The organism is Robertkochia sediminum, assembly GCF_016786255.1.
Taxonomy (GTDB): domain Bacteria; phylum Bacteroidota; class Bacteroidia; order Flavobacteriales; family Flavobacteriaceae; genus Robertkochia; species Robertkochia sediminum.
Map to the genome: position 1 here is coordinate 230,035 of NZ_JADMKT010000080.1, position 23,305 is coordinate 253,339.

Annotated in this window: 15 protein-coding genes and 1 tRNA gene; 12 read left to right on the forward strand and 4 right to left on the reverse strand. The window is 46.2% G+C overall.

The features are described from left to right. Nucleotide 1: 1 nt before the first annotated feature. From IS446_RS14290 to IS446_RS14320, 7 genes are all read left to right on the forward strand, one after another. The gene (locus IS446_RS14290) at nt 2-2,812 is read left to right on the forward strand and encodes a triple tyrosine motif-containing protein (RefSeq protein WP_203061436.1); all 2,811 of its coding nucleotides are present in this window, start codon (nt 2-4) and stop codon (nt 2,810-2,812) included. Nucleotides 2,813-3,056: 244 nt separating this feature from the next. Beyond that, on the forward strand, nt 3,057-6,107 hold the full coding sequence (locus IS446_RS14295; protein WP_203061437.1) for a SusC/RagA family TonB-linked outer membrane protein: 3,051 nt from the start codon (nt 3,057-3,059) through the stop codon (nt 6,105-6,107). A 10-nt stretch (nt 6,108-6,117) separates the two neighbouring features. Next, on the forward strand, nt 6,118-7,650 hold the full coding sequence (locus IS446_RS14300) for a RagB/SusD family nutrient uptake outer membrane protein (RefSeq protein ID WP_203061438.1): 1,533 nt from the start codon (nt 6,118-6,120) through the stop codon (nt 7,648-7,650). Nucleotides 7,651-7,672: 22 nt separating this feature from the next. Beyond that, complete coding sequence (locus IS446_RS14305; RefSeq protein ID WP_203061439.1) at nt 7,673-9,307, forward strand: hypothetical protein; 1,635 nt, start codon at nt 7,673-7,675, stop codon at nt 9,305-9,307. A 13-nt stretch (nt 9,308-9,320) separates the two neighbouring features. Continuing rightward, complete coding sequence (locus IS446_RS14310; protein WP_203061440.1) at nt 9,321-10,226, forward strand: glucan endo-1,3-beta-D-glucosidase; 906 nt, start codon at nt 9,321-9,323, stop codon at nt 10,224-10,226. 146 nt (nt 10,227-10,372) lie between these two features. Next, a complete protein-coding gene (locus tag IS446_RS14315) occupies nt 10,373-11,458 on the forward strand; it encodes a family 16 glycosylhydrolase (RefSeq protein WP_203061441.1) in 1,086 nt (361 codons plus the stop codon). A 76-nt stretch (nt 11,459-11,534) separates the two neighbouring features. Further along, nucleotides 11,535-12,302 carry a glycoside hydrolase family 16 protein gene (locus tag IS446_RS14320; protein ID WP_203061442.1) on the forward strand — a complete coding sequence of 256 codons (768 nt, stop codon included), beginning with the start codon at nt 11,535-11,537 and terminating at the stop codon, nt 12,300-12,302. 70 nt (nt 12,303-12,372) lie between these two features. Here the strand turns inward: IS446_RS14320 and IS446_RS14325 are convergent, their stop codons facing one another. The 3 genes from IS446_RS14325 to IS446_RS14335 form a co-directional block, all read right to left on the reverse strand. Further along, nucleotides 12,373-12,840 (reverse strand): hypothetical protein, encoded by a 468-nt coding sequence (locus IS446_RS14325; protein ID WP_203061443.1) that lies wholly within the window; start codon nt 12,838-12,840, stop codon nt 12,373-12,375. Between the two features lie 214 nt (nt 12,841-13,054). Continuing rightward, nucleotides 13,055-13,795 carry an SOS response-associated peptidase gene (locus IS446_RS14330; RefSeq protein ID WP_203061444.1) on the reverse strand — a complete coding sequence of 247 codons (741 nt, stop codon included), beginning with the start codon at nt 13,793-13,795 and terminating at the stop codon, nt 13,055-13,057. Nucleotides 13,796-14,161: 366 nt separating this feature from the next. Then, nucleotides 14,162-14,243: transfer RNA gene (locus IS446_RS14335), tRNA-Leu, on the reverse strand. Between the two features lie 98 nt (nt 14,244-14,341). Between IS446_RS14335 and IS446_RS14340 the strand changes: the two genes are divergently transcribed. The 4 genes from IS446_RS14340 to IS446_RS14355 all read left to right on the forward strand — a co-directional run bounded on the left by IS446_RS14340 (nt 14,342) and on the right by IS446_RS14355 (nt 18,365). Continuing rightward, nucleotides 14,342-15,733 (forward strand): dipeptidase, encoded by a 1,392-nt coding sequence (locus tag IS446_RS14340; RefSeq protein WP_203061445.1) that lies wholly within the window; start codon nt 14,342-14,344, stop codon nt 15,731-15,733. A 376-nt stretch (nt 15,734-16,109) separates the two neighbouring features. After that, nucleotides 16,110-16,592, forward strand: coding sequence for a YybH family protein (locus IS446_RS14345; protein WP_203061446.1), 483 nt, complete (start codon nt 16,110-16,112; stop codon nt 16,590-16,592). A 91-nt stretch (nt 16,593-16,683) separates the two neighbouring features. Continuing rightward, nucleotides 16,684-17,784 carry a DUF4407 domain-containing protein gene (locus IS446_RS14350; RefSeq protein WP_203061447.1) on the forward strand — a complete coding sequence of 367 codons (1,101 nt, stop codon included), beginning with the start codon at nt 16,684-16,686 and terminating at the stop codon, nt 17,782-17,784. A gap of 32 nt (nt 17,785-17,816) precedes the next feature. Then, nucleotides 17,817-18,365: a pyridoxamine 5'-phosphate oxidase family protein gene (locus IS446_RS14355; protein ID WP_203061448.1), complete on the forward strand. Its 549-nt coding sequence runs from the start codon at nt 17,817-17,819 to the stop codon at nt 18,363-18,365. Here the strand turns inward: IS446_RS14355 and IS446_RS14360 are convergent. Next, entirely contained in the window at nt 18,355-22,056 is a 3,702-nt protein-coding gene (locus tag IS446_RS14360; protein ID WP_203061449.1) for a metallophosphoesterase, read from the reverse strand. The two genes, IS446_RS14355 and IS446_RS14360, sit on opposite strands and share 11 nt — an antisense overlap. A 47-nt stretch (nt 22,057-22,103) precedes the next feature. On the opposite strand from IS446_RS14360, the gene IS446_RS14365 reads away from it, so the two are divergent. After that, complete coding sequence (locus IS446_RS14365; RefSeq protein ID WP_203061450.1) at nt 22,104-23,288, forward strand: Pycsar system effector family protein; 1,185 nt, start codon at nt 22,104-22,106, stop codon at nt 23,286-23,288. The last annotated feature ends 17 nt before the right edge of the window (nt 23,289-23,305 follow it).

Consider the following 23,305-nt stretch of genomic DNA (forward strand, 5'->3'; position numbering starts at 1 on the left):
CATGAAAAATTTATTGGTCATATTACTACTGCAATTCAACTTGATTTGTATAGGGCTTTTCGCTCAGGAGTTTCCTCCTATAAATGCCTATGAACCCATTGATTACGAAGCGGGAAACCAGAACTGGATGATCGATCAGGATCCTGAAGGAAACATGTATTTTGCTAACAATGACGGATTGCTGGTTTTCGACGGGGCTTCCTGGACCACTTACCCAACCACCAACCAGAGTATTTTACGCTCGGTTAAGGTGATCGGTGATAAGATCTTTACCGGGTGTTATATGGAAGTCGGGTTTTGGGAAAAGCAAGACGAAGGACGGTTGCGCTATACATCTCTTAATGAAATCGCCGATCTCGTCATCATGGAAGATGAGCAATTCTGGAATATTGCTTATCACGAACCCTTTATTCTATTTCAATCTCTCGACAGAATACTTATATACAACCAGGTTAGCAAAGAGATAAAGACGATCGACGCTCCCATGGGAGTAACCCGTATGTTTCATCCTGATGGCAAGGTGTTCTTTCATTCTTCAGGAGAAGGACTCTTCATGATCGACCGGGACAGGGCGCAGCGTGTGATCGATGACCCTCGTATTGCGCAGGAGCGCATCGCAAAAATGATCCCACGGCCAACCGGTTATCTCCTGATAACCCAGAAGGGAGGGATCTTTGATTTCAATACGGAAACAAGGGGCCTTATTAAGATTAAGGCTCCTGATGCGCTCGAAAATACCGGTATATACCACGCTACAGAATTATCGAATGGAAATATTGCATTTGGTACCATATCAGAAGGGTTGGTCGTTACCAATCCGGATCTTCAGGTGGTATATCATATCAACCAGTTAAAGGGGTTGGGTAATAATACCATATTGTCTCTCAAGGAAGATGCTGATAATAACCTTTGGCTCGGCCTCGATAACGGGATCACCACAGTGAACCTGGAGGCGCCCATTAAGCGTTATTTGCTGCACAGCGGGAAGATTGGGACTGTTTATGCTTCTGCTAAAAAGGATGGTGTACTGTATTTGGGAACCAACCAGGGATTGTTTTATAAAGGGCCTGAAGATGCTTCCTACCAGCTTATTGAGGGGACTAAGTCTCAGGTGTGGTCATTATTTACCTATGATGACACCCTCTTTTGTGGTCATGACTATGGAACCTTTGTTGTAGAGGGTAATAGGGCAACGCTGATCTCTGATGTCACGGGTACCTGGGACTTCAGAACCGTTCCGGGGAGACCGGATCTTATTCTTCAGGGAAATTACAATGGATTCAATCTCTTAAAGAAAGAAGGTGGGTTTTGGCGCTATTTCGACAATATCGACGGATTCACCTATTCTTCGAAGCATTTTGAGATCATAGATGGTCATAAGATCTATATGAGCCATGAGTATAAAGGTGTTTATGAGTTAACGCTCGATTCCTCTCTTTTACGCGTTAAGAGTTTTATTAAACTGGATCAGCCTGGTAAAGGGCGAAATTCAGGATTGGCTCGCTTTGAAGATCATATCTATTATACGAACAGGGAAGGGGTTTATGGACTTGATACCCGGAATCCAACAGGTTTTGTCAAGGACTCTCTTCTTAGTAGTATGGTGAGCGGGAAAAATTTTGTTTCCGGTAAAATGGTCAATGATGGCCGGGGCAATCTCTGGTTCTTTACCCGGGATTACCTCTTGAAGATGAACAGGGGCCTTCTTAGTGATAAGCCAAATATTAGCGAGGTACCTGTGCCTTATGACGAGCTAAGGACCATAACCGGCTATGAACACATTTTGGGGTTGGGTAATGAAAAATACCTCGTGGGATCAAAAGACGGTTACCTCTCTTTTAATATCAATAAAATTCGCAACGAGGAGTACGACATTTTTTTAAAGCAGGTCGCTGCGCAGGAACCCGGGACGGAAGAGGTCTTATTGGATCTCGATAAGCCTGCTACCCTGAGCTACAAGAACAATCATATTAGGTTTCAGTTCGCGGTACCTGAGTTTCAGAAATACGTAAAAACAAGCTACCAGTACATGTTGGAAGGATATCATGACGAATGGAGCGCATGGACCGAAGATGCTGAAGTGAATTTTGAAAACCTCCCTTTCGGGCACTATGTGTTCAGAGTGAGGGGGCGCGTTGGAGCACAGCCAACTTCCGGAGAGGTGGAGTATGGTTTTGAAATATTGCCGCCTTGGTATTTTTCCATGCCGGCCCTGGCGGCCTATTTGGGTATATTCGTCTTGGGGGCCTTATTTGTCAACAACCGCTACAAGAGGTACTACGACAGGAAACAACAGCAGCTCATGCAGCAAACTGAAGAGAAACATCGCCTGGAGCAGTTGGAGAACGAGCAGGAGCTATCGCGTTTGCGCAATGAAAAGCTCAAGCAGGATGTAGATAGTAAAAGTAAGGAGCTGGCGGCCTCGACCATGAGTGTGATACGTAAGAATGAATTCCTCATTGAGATTCGGGACAGGCTTAAAAAACTTAATGGGAACGGCGAAAAACAGATCCGTGCGATCATTAGCAGTATCAATAAGGATATCGATGAGGAAGATAACTGGAGCATGTTCGAAGAGGCCTTTAATAATACTGATAAGGATTTCCTGAAAAGGATCAAGGAGGTTCATCCCAAACTTACCCCGAACGATCTTCGTTTATGTGCCTACTTAAGGCTCAATTTATCTTCAAAAGAGATCGCTCCGTTGTTGAACATCTCTGTGCGCAGTGTAGAGATCAAGCGCTATCGTTTGCGTAAAAAAATGGACTTGGCGCATGAAACGGGTCTTGTTGAGTATATACTTTCGGTTTAGCACCTCAACTTTTTGTTAATTTACCTATACAACACCTATACGAAAACGTTTTTTTGTTGTAGCTACAACGTTTTCTTAGCTATTGTTAATACTGGCTAAGCCTCAGTAAAATGGGCAGTTACAAGGTTGCAGTTAATGAAATCATAATTTGGCACTGTTAATTTTGCGTTGTAGAAATTTTGTTGAGGCGATTTTTAAGGATTCTTTAATATTTCCCGTAGCTTTACAGGACAAAATCATTTCTATGAACGCTAGACTTTTATTCTTCACAATTTTCCTCATTTCGGGACTTCTGCGAGCGCAGGAAGTCGATCTGAGTGGTACGGTGAAAGAAGCCGAGACCGGAATACCGATTCCGGGGGCCAACGTCATCGTAAAGAATACGACAATGGGTACAAGTACCGATTTTGACGGAAACTTCTTTTTAGCTGGAGTCCCTAAGGGCGCCATCTTACAGATTTCCTATATCGGTTTTAGAACCCAGGAACTAACGGTAGGCGATGCCACCGTATTAAACATTGAACTTGTTACAGACACCCAGGCATTAGACGAGGTGGTTGTAGTAGGTTATGGTACACAAACGAAAAAGGAGCTTACCGGTGCGGTTACGGCAATTGATGCCGAGTCGATCGAGGCGGTGAATCCTCAACGTGTTGAGCAGGCCCTGCAAGGACAGGTAGCCGGGGTGCAGGTAACGACCACCTCTGGTTCTCCTGGTGCAGCTTCGAATATTCGTATTCGTGGTATCTCTACCAACGGAGACAACCGTCCGCTTATTCTTGTAGACGGTAACGTGATCGAAGACCTTTCTGTATTGAACCCCGGTGACATCGAGTCGATGACCGTATTAAAGGATGCCACTGCCGGTATCTACGGGGTGCGTGCAGCGAACGGGGTTATCCTTATTACTACCAAAACCGGTAAATTAAACACCGAGCTGAAATTTAGCTACGATGCTTACGGAGGTTTCCAGGAGACCAGCCGTAAACTTCCTGTGCTTAACGCAACAGAGTACGCTGTAATTTCTAACGAGGCTGCAATTGCCGGTGGAGATCCGATTCCTTTTCCTAATATCAGAAACCTTGGACAAGGTACTGATTGGCAGGATGAGGTGTTCGAAAAAGCACCGATCTTTAACCACAACCTTACCATGACCGGAGGTACCGAGAAATCGCGTTACTCTTTTGGTGTGTCTTACCTTACTCAGGATGGTATCGTAGGTGGCGATAAGTCGAACTTTAACAGAACAACCGTTAGAGCGAACTACAACCTCGATCCTATCGAGAATCTTAAGCTCACAACCAACATTCTCTACACAGGAACCAACAGAAGAACGCTTCCTGAGAATGCTTTAGGTTCTGTGCTCTTTAACGCGTTGAATAACGCTCCGACATTTGCTCCAAGAAATCCTGATGGAACCTTTACTTATGCAGACGGACTAGGTCAGGAGATCATTAACCCATTAGCTCAGATGGCGAACACTTACAACAAAACTGCTGTAGATCGTATCAGTGGTAAGGTGGGTGCCCGTTATGAGTTTCTGGATGGTTTCTCTGCAGAATCCAGCCTTCAGTTCAACTATGCTGAAGTAGACGGTAAGTTCTTTGAGCCTATCGTATTCTACGGGGTTGGTAAGACCTTTAACAGAACAAATAACTCTGTTTTCGAGAACTTCGATATCTATAAGGATTACACCTGGGATTCCTTCATCAACTACGACAAGGACTTTGGAGATCACAATGTAAAAGCAACATTAGGTATGTCTGTGTTCAGAACACAGGGTGACCTTGGAGGTTTCAGAGGAAATCGTTTGCCAACCAACAATTGGTTAGAGGCAAGTATAGATGTTGCAGAAGAGGTTGAAGATGTTTACCGTAACGGTGGAGACAGATTCGACGAAAGACTGCTTTCTTACTTTGCGAGAGCGCAGTATAACTACAAAAATAAATACTTATTCTCTGCATTGATCAGACGAGATGGTTCTACCAAATTCGGACCAGAGAATCGTTTTGGTTACTTCCCTTCCGGATCTGTTGGTTGGGTAGTTAGTGAAGAGGATTTCTTCGGAGAAGGCAGTACAGTAACCTTCCTGAAATTAAGAGGTTCTTACGGTATAGTTGGTAACGACCGTATCCCTGCAAATGCTTTCCGATCTGTACTTAACGGAGAAGGTGAGTATGTATTCAGTGGCCCTTCTGTTACCGGTGATTTCAACGATGAATCACTCGAATTAGGTGCTGCTGCAGGTATTCTTGCAAACCCTCAAATTCAGTGGGAAGAGCAGAAAACCCTCGATATCGGTATGGACATGCGTATGTTCGACAGCCGTTTGAGTTTAACTGCAGATTACTTTAAGAAAACTACAGAGAACCTGTTGGTTAGTCCGCCGGTATCCGGAATTCTTGGAGCTGCCGCTCCTGGTGCTGGATTGCCAATTGTAAATGCCGGTACCGTAGAGAACGAAGGTTTCGAATTCGTACTTGGTTGGTCTGATGATCCGTCTGAAGACTTCAGCTACAACATCAGCTATAACATGACCTTCCTTAGAAACGAAGTGCTTTCTGTGAACAACGGAGTAGGATTTATTCCAGGAGGAGGATTTGGTGTAGGTCAGGACTTCCCATCACGTATGGAAGATGGTAAGCCACTGGGTTATTTCTACGGATATGAAACTGATGGTGTTTTCCAAACTCAGGCAGAAGTTGATGCTCACGCTACACAGCCAAATGCGGCTCCCGGTGAGTTGAGATTTGTTGACACAAATGGAGACGGTGTAATTGATGAGACTGACCGTACAGATATCGGTAACCCGATCCCTGATGCGACTTTAGGTTTCAACTTAGGTTTCAACTACAAGAACTTTGACTTTAGTGCTTATACCTTCGGGTCTATCGGAAATGAGATCGTTCGTAACTACGAGCGTGCTATTCCTCGAGTGAACCGTTTGAACTATGTGTTAAACCGTTGGACCGGTCCAGGTTCTACCAATACTGATCCTAGAGTGACCACTGGTGCTACGTCAAGTATTCTGTTCTCTGATTACTATGTAGAGGATGGTTCTTTCATAAGAATTCAGAATGTACAGCTTGGGTACACCATTAATCCTGATACAATGGACAGCGTTGGACTCGACTCATTACGTTTTTACGTGTCGGTGAACAACCTGTATACATTTACTGAGTATCGCGGTTATGATCCTAGTGCTTCCAGTGGAGCTCCAATTGGTGGTGGTATCGACCAAGGATTCTATCCTGTGCCACGTACCTATTTACTAGGACTAAATCTTAAATTCTAAAAACACTCTGATGATGAAATACAACACTTTAAAATACATGTTGATGATCTGTCTTGCTGCTGTGACTACGGTGGCCTGTACAGACGATTTTGTGGACGTGGATTCGTTCGACAAGAACTCAGAGAGCTTTTTTACTACCGAAGAGGAGTATTACGAAGGTTTGGTAGCTGCTTATGATCTTTTGCAAGCAGGATACCTGAAAAATATGGTAGGCGAGATCGCTTCAGATAACACCCTTGCCGGTGGTGAGAGTGCTACCGACGTTATCGGGATCCAGGAGGTGGATGATATGATCCATACTCCGGTGAATCAGCAGTTACGTGATATCTGGTCATGGACCTTTGCCGGTGTGAATCGTGCGAATTATATCCTTGAGTTTAAAGATAATATCGACTTTCCTGGTAAGGAGACCATCCTTGCGGAGGCTACCTTCCTGAGAGCATATTATTATTTTGACCTTGTAAAATGGTTCGGAGATGTGCCTTTAGCGGTAGATAAGAGATTCCAGTTCGGTGATGAGCAAACTGTAGAGCGTACGCCTAAAGCAGAAGTATATGCTCAGATCGAAGCAGACCTTATCTATGCAGCAAGTGTACTGGAATACGCACCTGCTAACGGACAGTTTGGTAGAGCTACTAAAGGAGCTGCTTTAGCGCTTCTTGGAAAAGTATACCTCTATCAGGATAAATTCTCTGAAGCTGCTACTGTGCTTCAGGAAGTGATCAATAGCGGTCAGTATGCGCTTACTCAACCGGTAGGAGCAGACATTACTGAAGAGGGAATCTATGAAACCCTTCCTAATGAGGCCTATGAAATGCTTTTCGAAAGAAGAGGAGAAAATGGATCAGAGTCTGTTTTTGAAGTACAGTACACCGATACACAAGGAGCAGGATTTGGATGTCTCCAGTGTGTAGAGGGTAATGTTGCTGTAGGATTTCAGGGGCCAAGAGGGTACTCAGGATTCCACTTCGACTCTGGATTTAGTTTCAACGTTCCTACTCAGGAGGCTTATGATGCCTATGCTGATAACGATATCAGAAGAGACCTTTCTATCCTGAATATCGTTACATGGAACGAAGCTACCGGATCCGCTTACAACGAAGCTGCCGGATATGAGCAAACAGGATTCTTTAACCGTAAGTACATCCCAAGACAGGATGATCTCAATACTGGAGACCCTAACCTGAACAACCCCGCAAACTACCGCGCTATTCGTTATGCAGATGTATTGTTGATGGCTGCTGAAGCTATTAACCGCGGAGGTTTAGGAGATGCTCAGGCAAGAGAATACCTTAATCAGGTGAGAAGCAGAGCCGGTTTGGCTGATGTTACCCTTTCAGGGAATGCCCTTACCAATGCGATCTACGATGAGAGAAGATTGGAGCTAATGGGAGAAGGACACCGTTTCTTTGACCTTGTTCGTACCGGAAGAGCTGCAGGAACCATTCCAGGTTTCCAGGCCGGAAAGCACGAATTGTTCCCTATTCCTTCTGTAGAGATCGAGTTAGCGGGTAACCGTTGGCCACAAAATCCAGGCTATTAATTAAACACAAATTTACCTATATATGAAAACGCTCAAAAATCTATTCATTTATATGTTCTCCCTGATGGCCCTCGTGTTGGGTTCGTCTTGTGAGACTGAAGAAACGTCCTATGCATTCCAGGATGTTTCAGCACCGACCAACGTTGCTATTGCTTTTGATATGGCTCAAGACGATAGCGGAACTGTAACCGTAACCCCTTCTGCTGAGGGAGCTACTGCATTTGAGATCTTTTTTGGAGACGTAGAAGACGAAACTCCGGTTCAGGTTTCTCCAGGAGAAAGTGCCGATCACGTATATGCTGAAGGTACTTACGAAATGAAAGTGGTTGCCGTTGGGATCACTGGTCTTACCAGCTCGTTGACTAAAACCGTTGATGTTTCTTTCAGCAAGCCTGAAAACCTTGTTTTGGATATCCAAACCACTAACCTTACTGCAAACATTACTCCTTCTGCAGACAATGCAATGGAGTTTGAAGTATACTTTGGTGAGGTTTTAGGTGAAGAGCCGGTAGTAGTTGGTAACGGAGGAACTGCAAATTACACTTATGCTGCAGAAGGTGCGTATACTGTTCGCGTGGTTGCCAAAGGTGCTTCTTCACAGGTAACAGAGACTTCCATCGTACTTACTATGGCGATCTCTGGAGGAGAAGTTCTTGGACTTCCTCTAAACTTTGAGTCTGAAACGCTTGATTACAGCGGATTCTTCGGATTTGGAGGTGCTGGTGTTGCAGTTATTGACAATCCTGATATGAGAGGAGCTAATACCAGTGCGAAGGTTATCGAGGTGCCAAAAGCGGCAGGAGCCGAAGTTTGGGCAGGTATTAAGATGGAGCTTCCGGAGCCGATCAACTTCACTGAGAGCACTGAGATGACGATCAATGTATGGTCTCCAAGAGCTGGTGTTCCTGTATTGTTGAAATTAGAAGATACCAACTCTGAGCCTGATGGAAATGGTAATCCAAGTGTATTCGTAGAGGTTTGGGGAACTACCACCAGAGCTAATACCTGGGAGACTATCTCGTTTGATGTTTCAACATCTGAGAATCTGCCATATGATGCAGCTGTTGGGTATAATGCCATCGTTGTATTCCCTGATTTCGGGACTCCCGGACAAGAAGAGACGTTCTACTTTGATGATTTCCAGTTAGGAAAGGTACTTCCTGCACTTCCGATCACTTTTGAATCAACCGGTGTTGAACTGGGATGGTCTCCATTTGAGACTAGTGTGGCCATCGTTGAGAATCCTCAGGTAGATGCCGACAATCCAAGTGCTACCGTTCTTGAAATGATCAAAGATGCCGATAAGCCTTTCTGGGGTGGAGCGCTCGTACTGCTTAAAGAGGGTATGGACCTTACCAATTCAGCGACTATCAGCGTGAAGATCTGGTCAAGCAGAGCCAATACGCCATTTACAGTAGAAATTGAAGATTCAAGTACTATTGAAGGTTGTTGTCCAACAGTATTCGTTGTGAAAAGAGCGACCACTCAGACTTCTGGTACTTGGGAAACCTTTACTTTTGATTTCTCAGATGACCCAACATTCGATCTTGCGAATGTTTATGACAGAGTTGTTATTCGTCCATTCTCTAACGAGGACCAGTCGAATACTACGGAGGCCGTGACCTTCTATGTTGATGATATCCAAATTGTTCAATAAATAACAATTGACTATGAAAAAAATGATAAAAACGTTATCCGTACTATGGCTTTTGGCCATAGTACTGGTATCGTGCCAGGAAGATCGCGCAACGCTCGATCCCATTACCGTTCCGGCCAATCTGGAGGTGATGGTAGAGCTCGTTGGCGCAGATGAAGCGAACCCTTACGGGGACGGTAGCGGGATCATCAATCTTAAAGCTACTGCAGAGAATGCGATTACCTATATGTTTACCGTAAATGGTGTGACTAAAACCACTTCCGGTGGTGAGGCTACTTTTGGTGTTACCAATACCGGATTAAACGAGTATAACATTAATGTTGTGGCCAGTGGTCAGGGCGGACTCAGTTCCAGCAAAAACATGCCTGTAGAGGTGCTGTTCACCTATGAGCCACCACAAGACCTTCTCGATATGCTTTATGCAGACGGAGAGCGTGAGTGGAGAATTAAGGCTGAAGCTCCCGGACACTTTGGTCTTGGACCTGTAGGTGGTCAGATCCCAACCGAATGGTATGGAGCCGGGGCTAATGAAAAAGAAGGGCGTGGTATGTATGACGACCGCTATACCTTTAGAGCCGACGGAACCTTTACCCATGTTACCAATGGAGATGTGTTTGGTCGTGTTGGCCTTATCGATGAACTCGGTGGATCCGGAGGAGAATCGGAAGGTGCAGATATCATTAACTACCAGTTTGGAGATTACACCGAAAACTGGGCGCTTAGCGAAGTTGATGGTAGCGAAGTGCTTATCCTTAACGGGATCGGTTTCTTCGGGTACTACACCGGTGGTAGCCATGTTTACCAGATCTTTGCTCGTGACGCGAATGAAATGGTGGTAAAAACTACCGACGGGAACGGCGAGTTCGACTGGTGGTTTACCCTTATTGCGACCGATGCCGGTTCCGGTGTTGACCAATAAATAAAAGTTATGAGGTGGGAGTCAATTTTATATCAAACAACTACCTTTTATTAAATACAAAACTCCTTCTTACTCTTATATTCTGAGGGTGAGAGGGAGTTTTTTTTATTGCAAAGAATTTATAACTACGTTAAATACACTAATACATGAAAAATTTATTCAGATCTATTTCCTTTCTGGGTGTGATGACACTTTTTATAGTGTCCTGTTCAGGGGATAGTGATTCGGACGTCACTAATCCGATACCAGATAATAATACATCGCCTTCTAACCTTCAGATCGAAACTCACATTGTAGGATCCAATGCCAGCCCCGCCGGGAATGGTAGTGGAACGGTAAATTTCGAAGCTACAGCAGATAATGCCTTGGATTATCGTTTCATATTTAATAATACTGTTAAGGAGTCTACTGAAGGTAAGGCCACTTTTAATTTCGGGGCCAGCGGTACCTTTACCGTTACGGTAGAAGCCCTTGGTGAGGGTAATACGACCGTAAGTGAGAATGTAACTTTTGAGATCTTTGTTGATCCCTCTTTGGTTTGGGCTCAGGAATTCGAAGAAGATGGATCACTTGATACCGATTTTTGGAACTATGAGATCGGTGACGGATGTGACCGCGGTATCTGTGGCTGGGGGAACAATGAAAAACAATGGTATACCGATAGCTCGGATAATGTAACTGTCGAAAATGATGTTCTTCGCATTACTGCCAGAGCAGAAAGTGATCAAGACTACGATTATTCTTCGGCGCGTATAACTACGCAGAATAAATTCTCTTTCCAATACGGTAGAGTAGAAGTGCGTGCTAAATTACCTGAAGGTGGAGGAACCTGGCCTGCGATCTGGATGTTAGGAGCTAATATCAATGAGGTGGGTTGGCCTAAATGTGGCGAGATCGACATCATGGAGCATGTGGGTAACAACCCTGGTAGGGTGTCTGCTGCTACTCATGATGAGTTCTTTTATTCATCCAGTGCCCGTTACAATGCGACGAATGTGGATAATGTTTCAACAGAATTCCACGTTTACAGTCTTGAGTGGGATCAGAATGGGATGAATTTCTTCGTAGATGATAAACTCTTCTTTAATTCGCCAAACGACAATACATTGCCCTACAACCAGGACTTTTTCCTGATCCTGAACATTGCCATGGGTGGTAATCTTGGTGGAGATATCGATCCGGCATTTCAATCGGGAAGTATGGAGATTGATTATATCAGGGTTTTTCAATAATTCCTAAGAGTGGTTATCTTTGATGCTGTGCTCCAACAGGAGTACAGCATCTTTTTTTTTTAATTAAACAGACGTTATGAAAAACCTATTTTATGTTGCTACACTAGCTCTTTTCTTCATGTCCTGCAAACAGGAGAAGACACTTATTCTGCATGAAGATTTCTCGGGAGATACCCTGGATACATCGGTGTGGAGTTTTGCTCTTGGCGATGGTTGTCCGCAGGCCTGTGGATGGGGGAATAACGAGTTGCAGGTGTATACCGACAACAATCATCACCTGGAAGACGGGAAGCTCATTATTACTGCTAAACAAGATACTTCGGGCTATACAGCGACTCGTATTAATACCAAAGGGAAGTTCGAATTTCAATACGGTACGGTAGAGATGAAAGCAAAGCTGCCCGCCGGTAAAGGTACGTGGCCTGCATTTTGGTTGCTTGGATCGAATATCGATCAGGTAGGTTGGCCTGCATGCGGGGAGGTGGATATTATGGAATATGCCGGGAGAGAGCCGGGGATCATCCATACCTCTATGCACACGCCTTCCAGTTATGGCAGAACCGTGAATACCGAAAAGAATATGATCCCAAATATCGAAGAAGGATTTCATACCTATACCGCCAATTGGACCCCGGAGGCGATCACCTTTAGCATAGACGGGAAGAAAGTGTATACCTATGCACCGGAAGTGAAAAATGCGGAGACATGGCCCTATGATCAGCCTTTTTATATCCTGCTGAACCTGGCTGTAGGAGGTACTTTCGGTGGAACCGAGATCGATAACAGCATTTTCCCTGTGACCTATGAGATCGATTACGTTAAGGTATGGGAATACCAGAATTAATTTAAGAGCATAGGCCTTTTTCAAAGAGGAGGCTTGGCAATAGCTATATCAACCCTGTGCTCAGGCTTTGTTAGTCTGCTGTGCGGGGTTGTTTGTATTTCTTATTTTTTATGGTCATGACCTCCATGATGCGGTCGGCCATTTGTGTGGAGATCCCGATCTCTTGCCTTAACAGGCTTATGTAGTCTTCTTCATCATAGGTGTAATGCGCATCTGCCGCAACACCGTCTACGAGCCAGGCGAATACCATTTCCCGGTACTTGGGGCGTATGATCCCTATGCAATCCTTGATAATGTCTTCGTTCTTATGCTCTCGAAGCATATCGTAAAACCGGCTCTTGCACTGCATCAGGTCCAGGTCGGCACTACAGAATTTTTTGGACATGGCCTGGTAACTCACGAATTCTTCAGGAGTAAAGTTATGGGTGCCCATAATGATATAGGCCAGGCACATGATGGCTTCCTGTTCTTCCAGTCCGCAAAGCGGACTCTTCTCTATGGTCTTATTGTTCTCTTCGGAGGATCGGTCGGACTGCATGATACGGCTCAGGTTTAATGTTTAACTGCACAGCATAGCATCGGCTCTTTAGGAGAAGTAAGGAGGGCAGGGTATCGGGGATGTAAGTTACGGTCTGTTTTATTAAAATTAATAAATCTCTGTTATTATGCAATTTACAGCCTTTAAAAGACCGTTGTTTTATTAGTTGAATACTTCTGCGACTGTTTGATCATGAATTGACTGTTTCGGAGATCTAAAACAAGCTGGAGAGTTCGGGATATTGCACTTGGTCCAGGATGTGCGACGTGTTTGAATCCTTGGTTCGGCTGTAAAGGTCTTTGCTCACCGTATAGGCCTGAAGCTCGCTCTCGGGGTATGCAGCACCTAACAGTGTTTTGAGGTCGGTGGGGGTGCAGGTGGGGTCGAGCCATTGTTTTTCTGTTTCCGGGTTAAGCAATACCGGTTGCCGCTGTTTGACGTTGTGGATGTCTGCAAAATACGGAGAAGCCTGTTTGGTGAGTATGGCCAGGGTGATATACCCGTCGTTGCTTTTATTGTAGATCCCTGCGAGGGCGAACGATTCCCGGTCGCTCCTGCCAATAAAATAGGGGTAGTTCTTACCGTTATGGCGGTGTGGTTCAAAGAATCCGTTTAGCGGTACCAGGCATCTTTTGGTTAATGCCGAATGTTTGTAGATAAAGTGGTCGAATAGTTTTTCAGACCGGGCGTTGAGTCCTCTCCCGTATTTAACACTCTCCTTGTAATATTGCCTGTGATCGGCACCGGGGCGGTCGGTTGGCATAAGTCCCCACATGGCCGGAGTAAGTAGCTCAGGAGCCTCCTGAGGGATCATAAGCATGTATTCGTGGGCGAATCCGTTGCGATGGTAAAAGGTAAAGTCGGTTTCTCCTATGTCGAATGACGGATTGCGTTTTACCTTAAATCGGGATTCAAGCTGAGAGGTGGTCTTGGTCTGGCTGGTGTGGTAACACATGTCAGGTGGTTTGATGAGGTAAGATAGTGAAAATGGTGAAGAGGTGAAGGGGTGAAGAGGTAGGTAGGTAGGTAGGTAGGTAGGTAGGTAGGTAGGTAGGTAGGTAGGTAGGCGGGCGGGGGAAGTAGGGAATTGTCACCTCGAGCCTGTCTTCCGAAAGTATGCCTGCATACTGAAGGGATGGTGATTGCGAAGCAATTTTATCGAGAGGGGTAAATGGGGAGGAAGCTAAACCGGTAAGCGGAAAAGTGGGGAAATAGGGCAACCTTATTCAGGCATGCTCAATGCTCAAACTCTTAACCCTTCACCCGTACCCCCTTCATCTTTGATCAAAAAAAAAGCCCTTCATTTCTGAAGAGCTCTTTGTGCGGGTGAAAGGACTCGAACCTTCACACCTTGCGGCACTAGATCCTAAGTCTAGCGTGTCTACCAATTCCACCACACCCGCGAATTGTGGGTGCAAATATAAGGCAATTTTTGATATTGCAAAGAACTGTGAATGAAATTTTCATTTTTTGTACTTTTGGGGTATACAATTACTACTCCATGGAAAATATAAAGTCGTATATCACGACGCACCAACAACGATTTATTGATGAACTTATAGAACTGTTAAAGATTCCCTCGGTAAGTGCCGATCCTGCATTCTCTGAAGACGTGCTCAATACCGCTGAAGCAGTTCGAAGTGCCCTTGAAAAAGCAGGGTGTGATCATACCGAGATCTGTGAGACTCCGGGTTACCCTATTGTTTACGGCGAAAAGGTCGTAGACCCCGAACTCCCCACGGTGTTGGTTTATGGTCACTACGATGTGCAGCCGCCGGATCCAGTAGATCTTTGGCATTCGCCACCATTCGAACCGGTGATCAAAGAAACCGAGCTGCACCCTGAGGGGGCTATCTTTGCCCGCGGGGCCTCAGACGATAAGGGGCAAATGTATATGCATGTTAAAGCCCTCGAGTATATGGTAGCTAACGATGAGCTGCCGTGTAATGTGAAATTCATGATCGAAGGTGAAGAGGAAGTTGGTTCTGAAAGCCTCGGATGGTTCCTCGAACGCAACCGCGAAAAGCTCGCTAACGATGTGATCCTGATCTCCGATACGGGAATGATCGCTAAAGATACCCCTTCTATCACTACCGGATTACGCGGACTCTCCTATGTGGAGGTGGAAGTTACCGGACCTAACCGCGACCTTCATAGTGGTCTTTATGGGGGCGCCGTAGCCAATCCGATCAATATTTTGTCAAAAATGATCGCTTCGCTTCAGGATGAGAATAACCATATCACCATTCCGGGATTCTACGATAAGGTGCAGGAATTGAGTCGCGAAGAGCGTGATGAAATGGCTAAAGCTCCGTTTTCTCTCGACGCCTATAAAAAGGCCCTGGATATTGCCGATGTTTACGGAGAGGCCGGTTACGTGACCAATGAACGCAACTCCATTCGTCCTACCCTTGATGTAAATGGTATCTGGGGCGGATATACCGGAGAAGGCGCAAAAACGGTTATCGCTTCAAAAGCCTATGCTAAGATCTCCATGCGACTGGTGCCTCACCAAGACTGGGAAGAGATCACCGACCTGTTCCAAAAACACTTCGAGTCGATCGCTCCTGCCGGAGTTAAAGTAGTGGTGAAACCCCATCATGGCGGTTATCCCTATGTGACTCCCATAGATAACGACGGCTACCAGGCGGCCAGTAAGGCTTATGAGGCTACCTTCGGAAAAACACCGATCCCACAACGCAGTGGAGGAAGTATTCCGATCGTTTCCCTCTTTGAAAAAGAACTCAAAAGTAAGACCATCCTTATGGGATTCGGACTCGATAGTGACGCTATTCACTCACCTAACGAACACTATGGGATCTGGAATTACCTCAAGGGAATTGAGACCATTCCGTATTTCTATAAATACTTTACAGAGATCAAAACATCCTAAAGTATGCAAAGGATCTTAACGCATATAAAAAGATCGTAATGCATGTCCAATGCCCTCGCGGAGATTCTGTGGGGGCATTTTTTTTCTATCCCCGCGCTTTCTCTTGCTGTCTCTTGCTGTCTCTTTCTATCTTTTTCTATCTCTTGCTATCTCTTTCTATCTCTTGCTTTCTCTTGCTTTCTCTTGCTTTCTCTTGCTCCTTCTTCTTCTTCTTCTTCTTCTGCTCTTCCTACTCTTCCTTCCCATTTCTGATCTCTTCCCTAGATCGGGATGTATTCTTTCCTGATGAGAAATTCTTTGTTGATTGTTCTTTATCTGGCTGTTAATGTGTAATTTAAGATTGTCTAACCAATAAGAAAGAAAGATGAGGAAGTTTATGATAGGTGTGATTTTTGCACTCGTACTGCCAGGTTGCAACGGGGGAGGCCATCATGAGGAGCGTAAGCAACTAACCCCTGAAGAGAGCGAAGCTGTTAAAAGTGAGATCAAAGCGCTTATGGCGGTGGTGATCGAAGGCCTGGAAACCAACGATCCCGATAAATTATTCCGCGACTTTTGGCGTTCCGACAGCGCTTCCTTCTACCTGAACGGAATGGCCATGCAGGGCTACGATGAGATCATTGGAGGATTTTCGCAGGGTATGGAAAGCAGGCAGAATACCAAAATGACCTTGTCTTCTGAAGAGATCGTGGTCCTTGACAGGGATGCAGCCATGCATTTAGCCGAATTCACCAACAGTATGGTCTTAACGAACGATAGTACGATGACCGTGAAGGGGTATTGGAGTGCTGTTTTTAAAAAGATCAACGAACAGTGGAAGGTGGTGCACGTACACGAATCTTTTAATCCTGCACCCTAGCCTTCTCTTAAGATTTAACATTTTTAATGTAACATATGGCATAAGAAAGCGTTACATAGGTGTTCATTCATCAATCAATAGCGCTAGTATCATGTTAAAAAAATTCTTCTGGATGTGTTCCGGAGCCGATCCTGCATTGTTAGAACAATGCTCCGGTTCTGAACAGATCAAACAGGCCGGGATCGGAGGTACGGTATTCTTTACTGCCCTGATGGCCTTTATTTCGTCAGCCTACGCCTTATTCACCGTCTTTGATCAGGTCTGGATCGCTTTGTTCTTTGGCCTGGTTTGGGGACTGCTTATTTTTAATCTCGACAGGTTTATTGTTTCTACCATCCGCAAGCGGGACACCTTCGGGCCCGAGCTCCTTCAGGCGATTCCCAGGCTATTGCTGGCGGTGATCATCGCTGTGGTGATCTCGAAGCCTTTAGAGCTAAAACTTTTTGAAAAAGAGATCGACCGCGTATTACTGGAATCGAAAAATGCCATGACCCTGGATAACCGGGAACAGATCGCGCTGACCTATACGCCGCAGATCGAAGCCCTCGAAGCAGAGAACGCGAACTTAAAAGCAGAGATCGCCACCAAAGAAGCTGAGGTCAATGCCCTGTATAGCACCTATATTGCCGAAGCCGAGGGTAGGGAAGGTACACTCAAGGTGGGGAAAGGGCCTGTTTACAAGGAAAAGCGTGAAAAACACGATGCCACCCTGGCCGAACTTCAGGCCTTACGGGAAGCGAATAATGCTCTTATTGCCGGTAACCGCGAATCGATAGCATTGCTTAAAAACGACTATGAGCAACAGGTAACAACGACCCAGCCGGTGATCGACGGATTTGACGGACTCATGGCCAGGATCGATGCGTTGGAGGCATTGCCCTGGTTGCCTTCATTCTTTATCTTTTTACTTTTTCTCGCCGTAGAGACCATGCCGATCATTTCGAAACTTATGGCACCAAAAGGCGAGTACGATATCAAACTGGAGCGCTCCCTGTCTGCGCTGGAGTCTTTTGCTGCCCAACAGGCCGACCAGCAAAAACAACAGCGAACGACCGACGCGGCCATCAATGACAAGATCTATGAAGATCTCCGGGAGGACGAAGAACTCTATCGGCATAAACGGCAGAACGCCATCGATGTGTTGAAATTTCAATCGGATGTGTTCTACGAACGGCAGAAAGGGAGTGTCTGATTATTGGTTATCTTTACCGGAAAACCACGCATATGGGTAAGAAGTTTGACAAGATCACGCCAAGACTACAGGCTTTCATAGAAAAGCAGAAGATCTTTTTCACGGGGACGGCCATGGAAGATGGTCGGGTAAATGTTTCTCCCAAAGGAATGGATGCCCTCCGCGTACTTGGTCCTAACCGGGTCATATGGCTTAACCTTACCGGTAGTGGTAATGAAACCGCGGCCCATTTACTTAATAAGAACCGCCTTACCATTATGTTTTGTGCCTTTGAGGGCGCTCCAATGATCCTAAGGCTCTATGGGAAGGCTAAGGTGTATCATCCGGAGGATGCTGCCTATAAAGAGCACATTGGCTTGTTTCCTGAGATCGCCGGGAGCAGGCAACTTATCGATATGGAAGTAGACCTGCTTCAAACCTCCTGCGGTATGGGGGTTCCTTTGATGGCGTATGAGGGCGACAGGGAAGAACTTCGGGAGTGGGCCGAAGAACTGGGTGAGGAAGGTGTTGAAGCCTATTGGAAGAAAAAGAACCAATTCACCATTGATGGGGTTGCAACCCATATCCCCCTTAAAGATTAAATCCGAGTCCGAAGCCAAACCGCTGGTCTTCATCAGATATAAAATAGCCCAGTCTGAAGGCAAGTAGTTTCCCGGCCACGGCATAGATCCCGCCACCATATGAATCGTGCCAGGTGTTGAATGTATCATTTGGATGCCATACCCTTCCTAGATCGTACCCCGTATAAATTCCCATTTGCAAGGGTAAAACTCCTGTTCTGAAAGGTTTGAAATTATACCGAAGATCCCCGTTGATCACCATGGCATTTCTCCCGGTAAAGCGATTCAGGCGATACCCGCGGAGTCCGCTGTTACCCCCCAAAAACGCCCCCTGGTAGAATTCAAAGTCGTTGGCGATGTTCACATGACCTGAGATATTGGTTTTAAGTACCAGCGCCTTGTCGCTCGTAAGGTTGTAATAGATCTCCCATTTTGGCTTCAAATAGAATACGCCGTGATCGCTATCCTTCAGGTTGTAGGTATACCCTGTTTCCAGTTGAAACAGCATGCCTCTTCGCGGATTCAAAGGTTGGTCGTAATTCTCGAACCTGAAATTACTGTTGAGGTTTAGAAAGTATTTCCAGTCGTAGAATTCCGGCGTATTATCTATTGTTCCTAGAAATCGATCCTCATTGTTTTCTATCTCGAAGGCATCAAAGGCCAGAGAGCCCCTCCAGCTGCCTCCGTAGTCGGAAGTGCTTGAGAGTCCGACATAGGCATTGGCATGGCTCATGTTTACGCGATAATAGTCGTATCCCAGTGTCTCGCCCTCATTAGACGTATTACTCCCGAAACCAAAGAAGTTACGTGTAAATGTGGGATTGGTGATTCGTCCGCCGGCAATAAGATTATACCGGTCAAAGACCCCGGCAAACGCTCCGTCGTAATTGAATTCTAATCCGTTGGTAGCAAAGTGATAGTAGGCGCTAAAGCTGTGCTTTGTGGTAAAGGGGTTCCTTTCAAAGCCGTTATGGGTCCGGGTGTAACTCAACCCGGTAATGATCCCGGCATCGGGGTTAAAGCCTATGCCTGGCAGGATGGCTTTGCTGTTGTTCCTGTTCTTGTTGAAGTCAAAATGGTTCAGGTCGTATTGGTCGGTAAACCTGATCTTGCCTCCTTGGTGTTCTTTGATCGTATTGGGTTTCGATCTGTGGTCATAGATCCTTACCCTTTTGCCATTTTCAATATGGTAGATGTCATTATTTTGTCCGCCAACAATACGTACCATTGTACCGGCTTGTCCCTTGCCTGTCACCCTGATCACATCGTCGTCATCCAGGGCATATATCCAGATCTCTTTGGTTTCTTCGGGGTTGTATGTTTTGTAAACCAGGGTATCGGCCGGTACACCGTCTTTGATGCGTCGTATGCTTACCCTTGTTTTTTTGTTCGCTAGTCGTTCCACTAAAACAAGATCGTCTTTATCTGTGCCGTGCAAGACTACAAGGTCAGAAAGCAGAAGGTTATAGTCCTTTGCAATCTGCTGCAGGTTGTTGCGACGGGCTTTCAGGGTGGTAATAAGTTTTGCGGTACCCGGGTGTTCTGCTATGGTCTTTGGGAACTGCTTAAAGGCATTCTCGATAACGGCATCGGTGAGGTGCTCCTGAAGGTAGGTAGCTTCCCGCAGGTAATCTTCTTTGGTGCTTTGTTGTATGAGTACCCTGTCCATGGGTAAGGGCTCTATGTTGAACCACGCCAGGTTGTTGACTTCCGGTTCGTAGCGCTGTACCATTCTTGCCGGTGCAGCCAGCGTACGTGCCGTAGATAAAAGGGCCCCATCAAAGTCGGAAAAGGCCTGATCGCGGTCTCTTGGTATTGGCCGGTACACCTTACCGCCTTTTTTATGGAATTCTGCCCATCGCCACTGATCGCCATGGCGGTCCCAGTCTCCAATTAGCATATCGAACAAACGAGCCCGAAGGTAGCTGTTTTCATCAAGGCGATTTTCTTCGTCTTCGCGTAACTGTTCATAGAGCTTATCGGTGCTTTCGATCTCATCGGGCTGCCCGAAATTGACCGCTCCGGCGAAAGCATCGCCCGGGCGTTCTTCGATCATATAGAGGGCGTCGCCATAGCGATTGTTATAGGTTCCCAGGGCCGATTGCTTTGGGATGTAAAAGAGCCGCGGATTGGTGTGATAAACCCCTGCAGCCCTGGAGAGCTCAGGGACCACAAAAGATGCGTACGGGTGGGCTGCAGTAAAGAAATCCATCAGGAGCTTGTCGGGAAGTGTACCCGTAAGGTCTTCGGTGCTCAGGTTCTTATCGTTGAGCACGACCGTCTGTAAAAATTTCACCCCGCTCTTTTTTAATGCCCGCATATTGTACTCGCGGCCGGCACTGTCGCGAAGGCGAAGGGTTTTGGATTGGTGTCCGCCTCCCATTCTCACCGGGGTTAAACCACCGTAAAGGGTGTCTAACCTGACGGTAGGGGCAAGGACCTCGATGCCGTAAAGTTCCCGGTAATGGTCTCCCCACAGGCTTTTGTGCACTCCGGAAACCTCCCAGGCTTCCTTAGGGTACACAGCCGCCCTAACCGAATCGGGGAATACGGCCGGATAGGGTGGGATCTCCGGTTGGTCGTTCGGTGGGAAAACGCGGGTGCTGAAAATCGGTTGGTCGTTCTCTGTGCCGTAGAAGTGCGCAGTTGAAGAGCCATCGGTATGGATGTCGAGCCTGGCGAAGCCCTGGTAGCCATAGGTGAATACGGCGTTGTTGGTTTGGCGGGCAGCGGCGGTCTTCGATCCCGATCCGGAAACGATCTGCTTGTAAGATCCTCCATCGATATACTGTAGCGTGTGTTCATGGCCGGAAACAAAAACGGGTTTTACCGGGGCATTGCTAACAATGGTCTTAATGCGATCGGTAAATTGGCGGTAGAACCGATTTTGAAGGTCTTGCGGACTCACCCCTCCTGCGCTTCGGGTAATGGCAATGAGGGAGGCAAGTCCCGGTAGCGGGATGTTTTTCTGAAAGGGGAAAAGGTGCTTTCGGGCAGAAAAGTAACCTCCATGGGGTCCGTAGGTGTCCAGTGGGTGATGAATGGCGATCACCACCGTTTTACCTTCCTGCTTTTTGAGCATGCTTTCGAATTCGGTGAAAAAGCGTTTCCGCGTTTTGATCTCGCAATCGTCGTTCATGGTAGGGTGCTCGTCCCAATCTTCGAGATACCATTGTGAATCGATCACGATAAGGTGGGTGTTCCCGTCGATATCGACCTCCGTAAGGCCGCAACCGTTTTCCGGAAGAAAAACATCCTTGTGGTCGAGGTATTTCTCGGTAAACTTCTCCTGGGCTTTTAGTCCGCTCAGATTCGAATACCAGTCGTGGTTCCCCGGGATCACTACGATCTTTCCTTTAAAATCTTTTACGGCCTCCAGTTGTACTTGCAGGCGATGTGTTGCCAATGCCCTGTCCGGATGGCTTTTTGAAGGCATACCTTTCTCGTAAATATTATCTCCAAGGATAAGGAGGAGGTCATTCTTATGGCCTTTGGTGATCGCTTTTTGAAATGCTGTAATACCCTTGCTTGTGCCGCCTGCAGGGGAGTTCCCTGCATCGCCAAGCAAATAGATGCTTAGGGCCGGGTCTTCAGTAGCCGGGGTAGGATCAATATGGTCATCGCTGAAGCGCAATTCGTGGGTGGCACAGGAGATTACGGCCAGGGCGAAGAAGCATAGTATTGTGAAGTGGCCTTTGCGCATCAGGTTCATTAGCTATTTATTTCGTAATATTATGTTTTTAAAAAGTACACTTCCCTATGTCTGAACTCGTACAAAGAACACAAGATTTTGTAACCGATCTGCTCATTAATAAGCTGGATCCAAACTTCCTGTATCACAATCTCAGGCATACGCAACGTGTGGTTAAAAATACGAAAGTTCTTATAGAAAATGCCGAACAACTGAGTACTGAAGAGCAAGAGGACCTCCTGCTCGCCGCCTGGCTTCACGATACTGGCTATGTATCTGATGCCGCTAAACACGAAGCGGCAAGTTGCGTGATCGCCCGGGAAGTGTTGCAAAAGGAAGGGTTAGATCCAGGGCGTGTAGACAGGGTGTGTGATATGATCATGGCCACCAACCTGGATATTGAGCCGGTTACCTTGCCGCAAAAGATCCTGCGGGATGCCGATTGTTCCCATTTAGGAAGGCCTTCTTTCGCAGATACTTCAGAGCTGCTTCGGCTGGAGCTGCTTCGCAGGGGAGAGGCCGATTATTCTCCGGGAGCTTGGAGGGAAGAGAACATCAAACTTCTTTCTGCAAAACACCATTATTACACGCCTTATGCCATGGAACTTTGGCAGGCGGGAAAGGATGAGAACCTGAAGGCTTTACTGGAAGAAGAAAAGAAAGAAGCTAAAAAGGGAAAAAAAGAAAAGCTCAAGGCCAAATACAAGTATGAGTACTCCGATCGCGGTGTACAAACCATGTACCGTATCGCGTTGAATAACCATTTACGACTGAGCTCGATCGCCGACACCAAGGCCAATATCCTCCTGTCGGTGAATGCGATCATTATCTCGGTGGCACTTTCTAACCTGATCCCAAAGCTCGATAATCCCAGCAATAAATTCCTGGTGATCCCCACCATGGTGTTGCTCTTTTTTAGCGTGATCTCCATTATATTCGCTATTATGGCCACTCGTCCTAATATCACTACCGGGAAGTTCACAGAAGCCGATGTCAAAGCAAAAAAGGTGAATTTGCTGTTTTTCGGGACCTTCTTCGGAATGCCATACGATCAGTATCGGGAGGCCATTAGTGAACTCATCCATAACAACGATGATATTTACGAGGCCTTAACACGGGATCTCTATAACCTCGGACTCGTCTTGGGAAGAAAATACAAATTGCTGCGAATGACCTATACCGTTTTTCTCATCGGTACGATCATCTCTGTGGTGAGCTTTATTATGGCCTATGTGAACTTCGCTAACGGCTGATGGCGGAAGTCCTGATT

Excerpts from the sequence above, each read along its gene's own strand:
- IS446_RS14290 (WP_203061436.1), top strand. The coding sequence starts at position 2 with ATGAAAAATTTATTGGTCATATTACTACTGCAATTCAACTTGATTTGT.
- IS446_RS14295 (WP_203061437.1), top strand. The coding sequence starts at position 3,057 with ATGAACGCTAGACTTTTATTCTTCACAATTTTCCTCATTTCGGGACTT.
- IS446_RS14300 (WP_203061438.1), top strand. The coding sequence starts at position 6,118 with ATGATGAAATACAACACTTTAAAATACATGTTGATGATCTGTCTTGCT.
- IS446_RS14305 (WP_203061439.1), top strand. The coding sequence starts at position 7,673 with ATGAAAACGCTCAAAAATCTATTCATTTATATGTTCTCCCTGATGGCC.
- IS446_RS14310 (WP_203061440.1), top strand. The coding sequence starts at position 9,321 with ATGAAAAAAATGATAAAAACGTTATCCGTACTATGGCTTTTGGCCATA.
- IS446_RS14315 (WP_203061441.1), top strand. The coding sequence starts at position 10,373 with ATGAAAAATTTATTCAGATCTATTTCCTTTCTGGGTGTGATGACACTT.
- IS446_RS14320 (WP_203061442.1), top strand. The coding sequence starts at position 11,535 with ATGAAAAACCTATTTTATGTTGCTACACTAGCTCTTTTCTTCATGTCC.
- IS446_RS14325 (WP_203061443.1), bottom strand. The coding sequence starts at position 12,840 with ATGCAGTCCGACCGATCCTCCGAAGAGAACAATAAGACCATAGAGAAG.
- IS446_RS14330 (WP_203061444.1), bottom strand. The coding sequence starts at position 13,795 with ATGTGTTACCACACCAGCCAGACCAAGACCACCTCTCAGCTTGAATCC.
- IS446_RS14340 (WP_203061445.1), top strand. The coding sequence starts at position 14,342 with ATGGAAAATATAAAGTCGTATATCACGACGCACCAACAACGATTTATT.
- IS446_RS14345 (WP_203061446.1), top strand. The coding sequence starts at position 16,110 with ATGATAGGTGTGATTTTTGCACTCGTACTGCCAGGTTGCAACGGGGGA.
- IS446_RS14350 (WP_203061447.1), top strand. The coding sequence starts at position 16,684 with ATGTTAAAAAAATTCTTCTGGATGTGTTCCGGAGCCGATCCTGCATTG.
- IS446_RS14355 (WP_203061448.1), top strand. The coding sequence starts at position 17,817 with ATGGGTAAGAAGTTTGACAAGATCACGCCAAGACTACAGGCTTTCATA.
- IS446_RS14360 (WP_203061449.1), bottom strand. The coding sequence starts at position 22,056 with ATGAACCTGATGCGCAAAGGCCACTTCACAATACTATGCTTCTTCGCC.
- IS446_RS14365 (WP_203061450.1), top strand. The coding sequence starts at position 22,104 with ATGTCTGAACTCGTACAAAGAACACAAGATTTTGTAACCGATCTGCTC.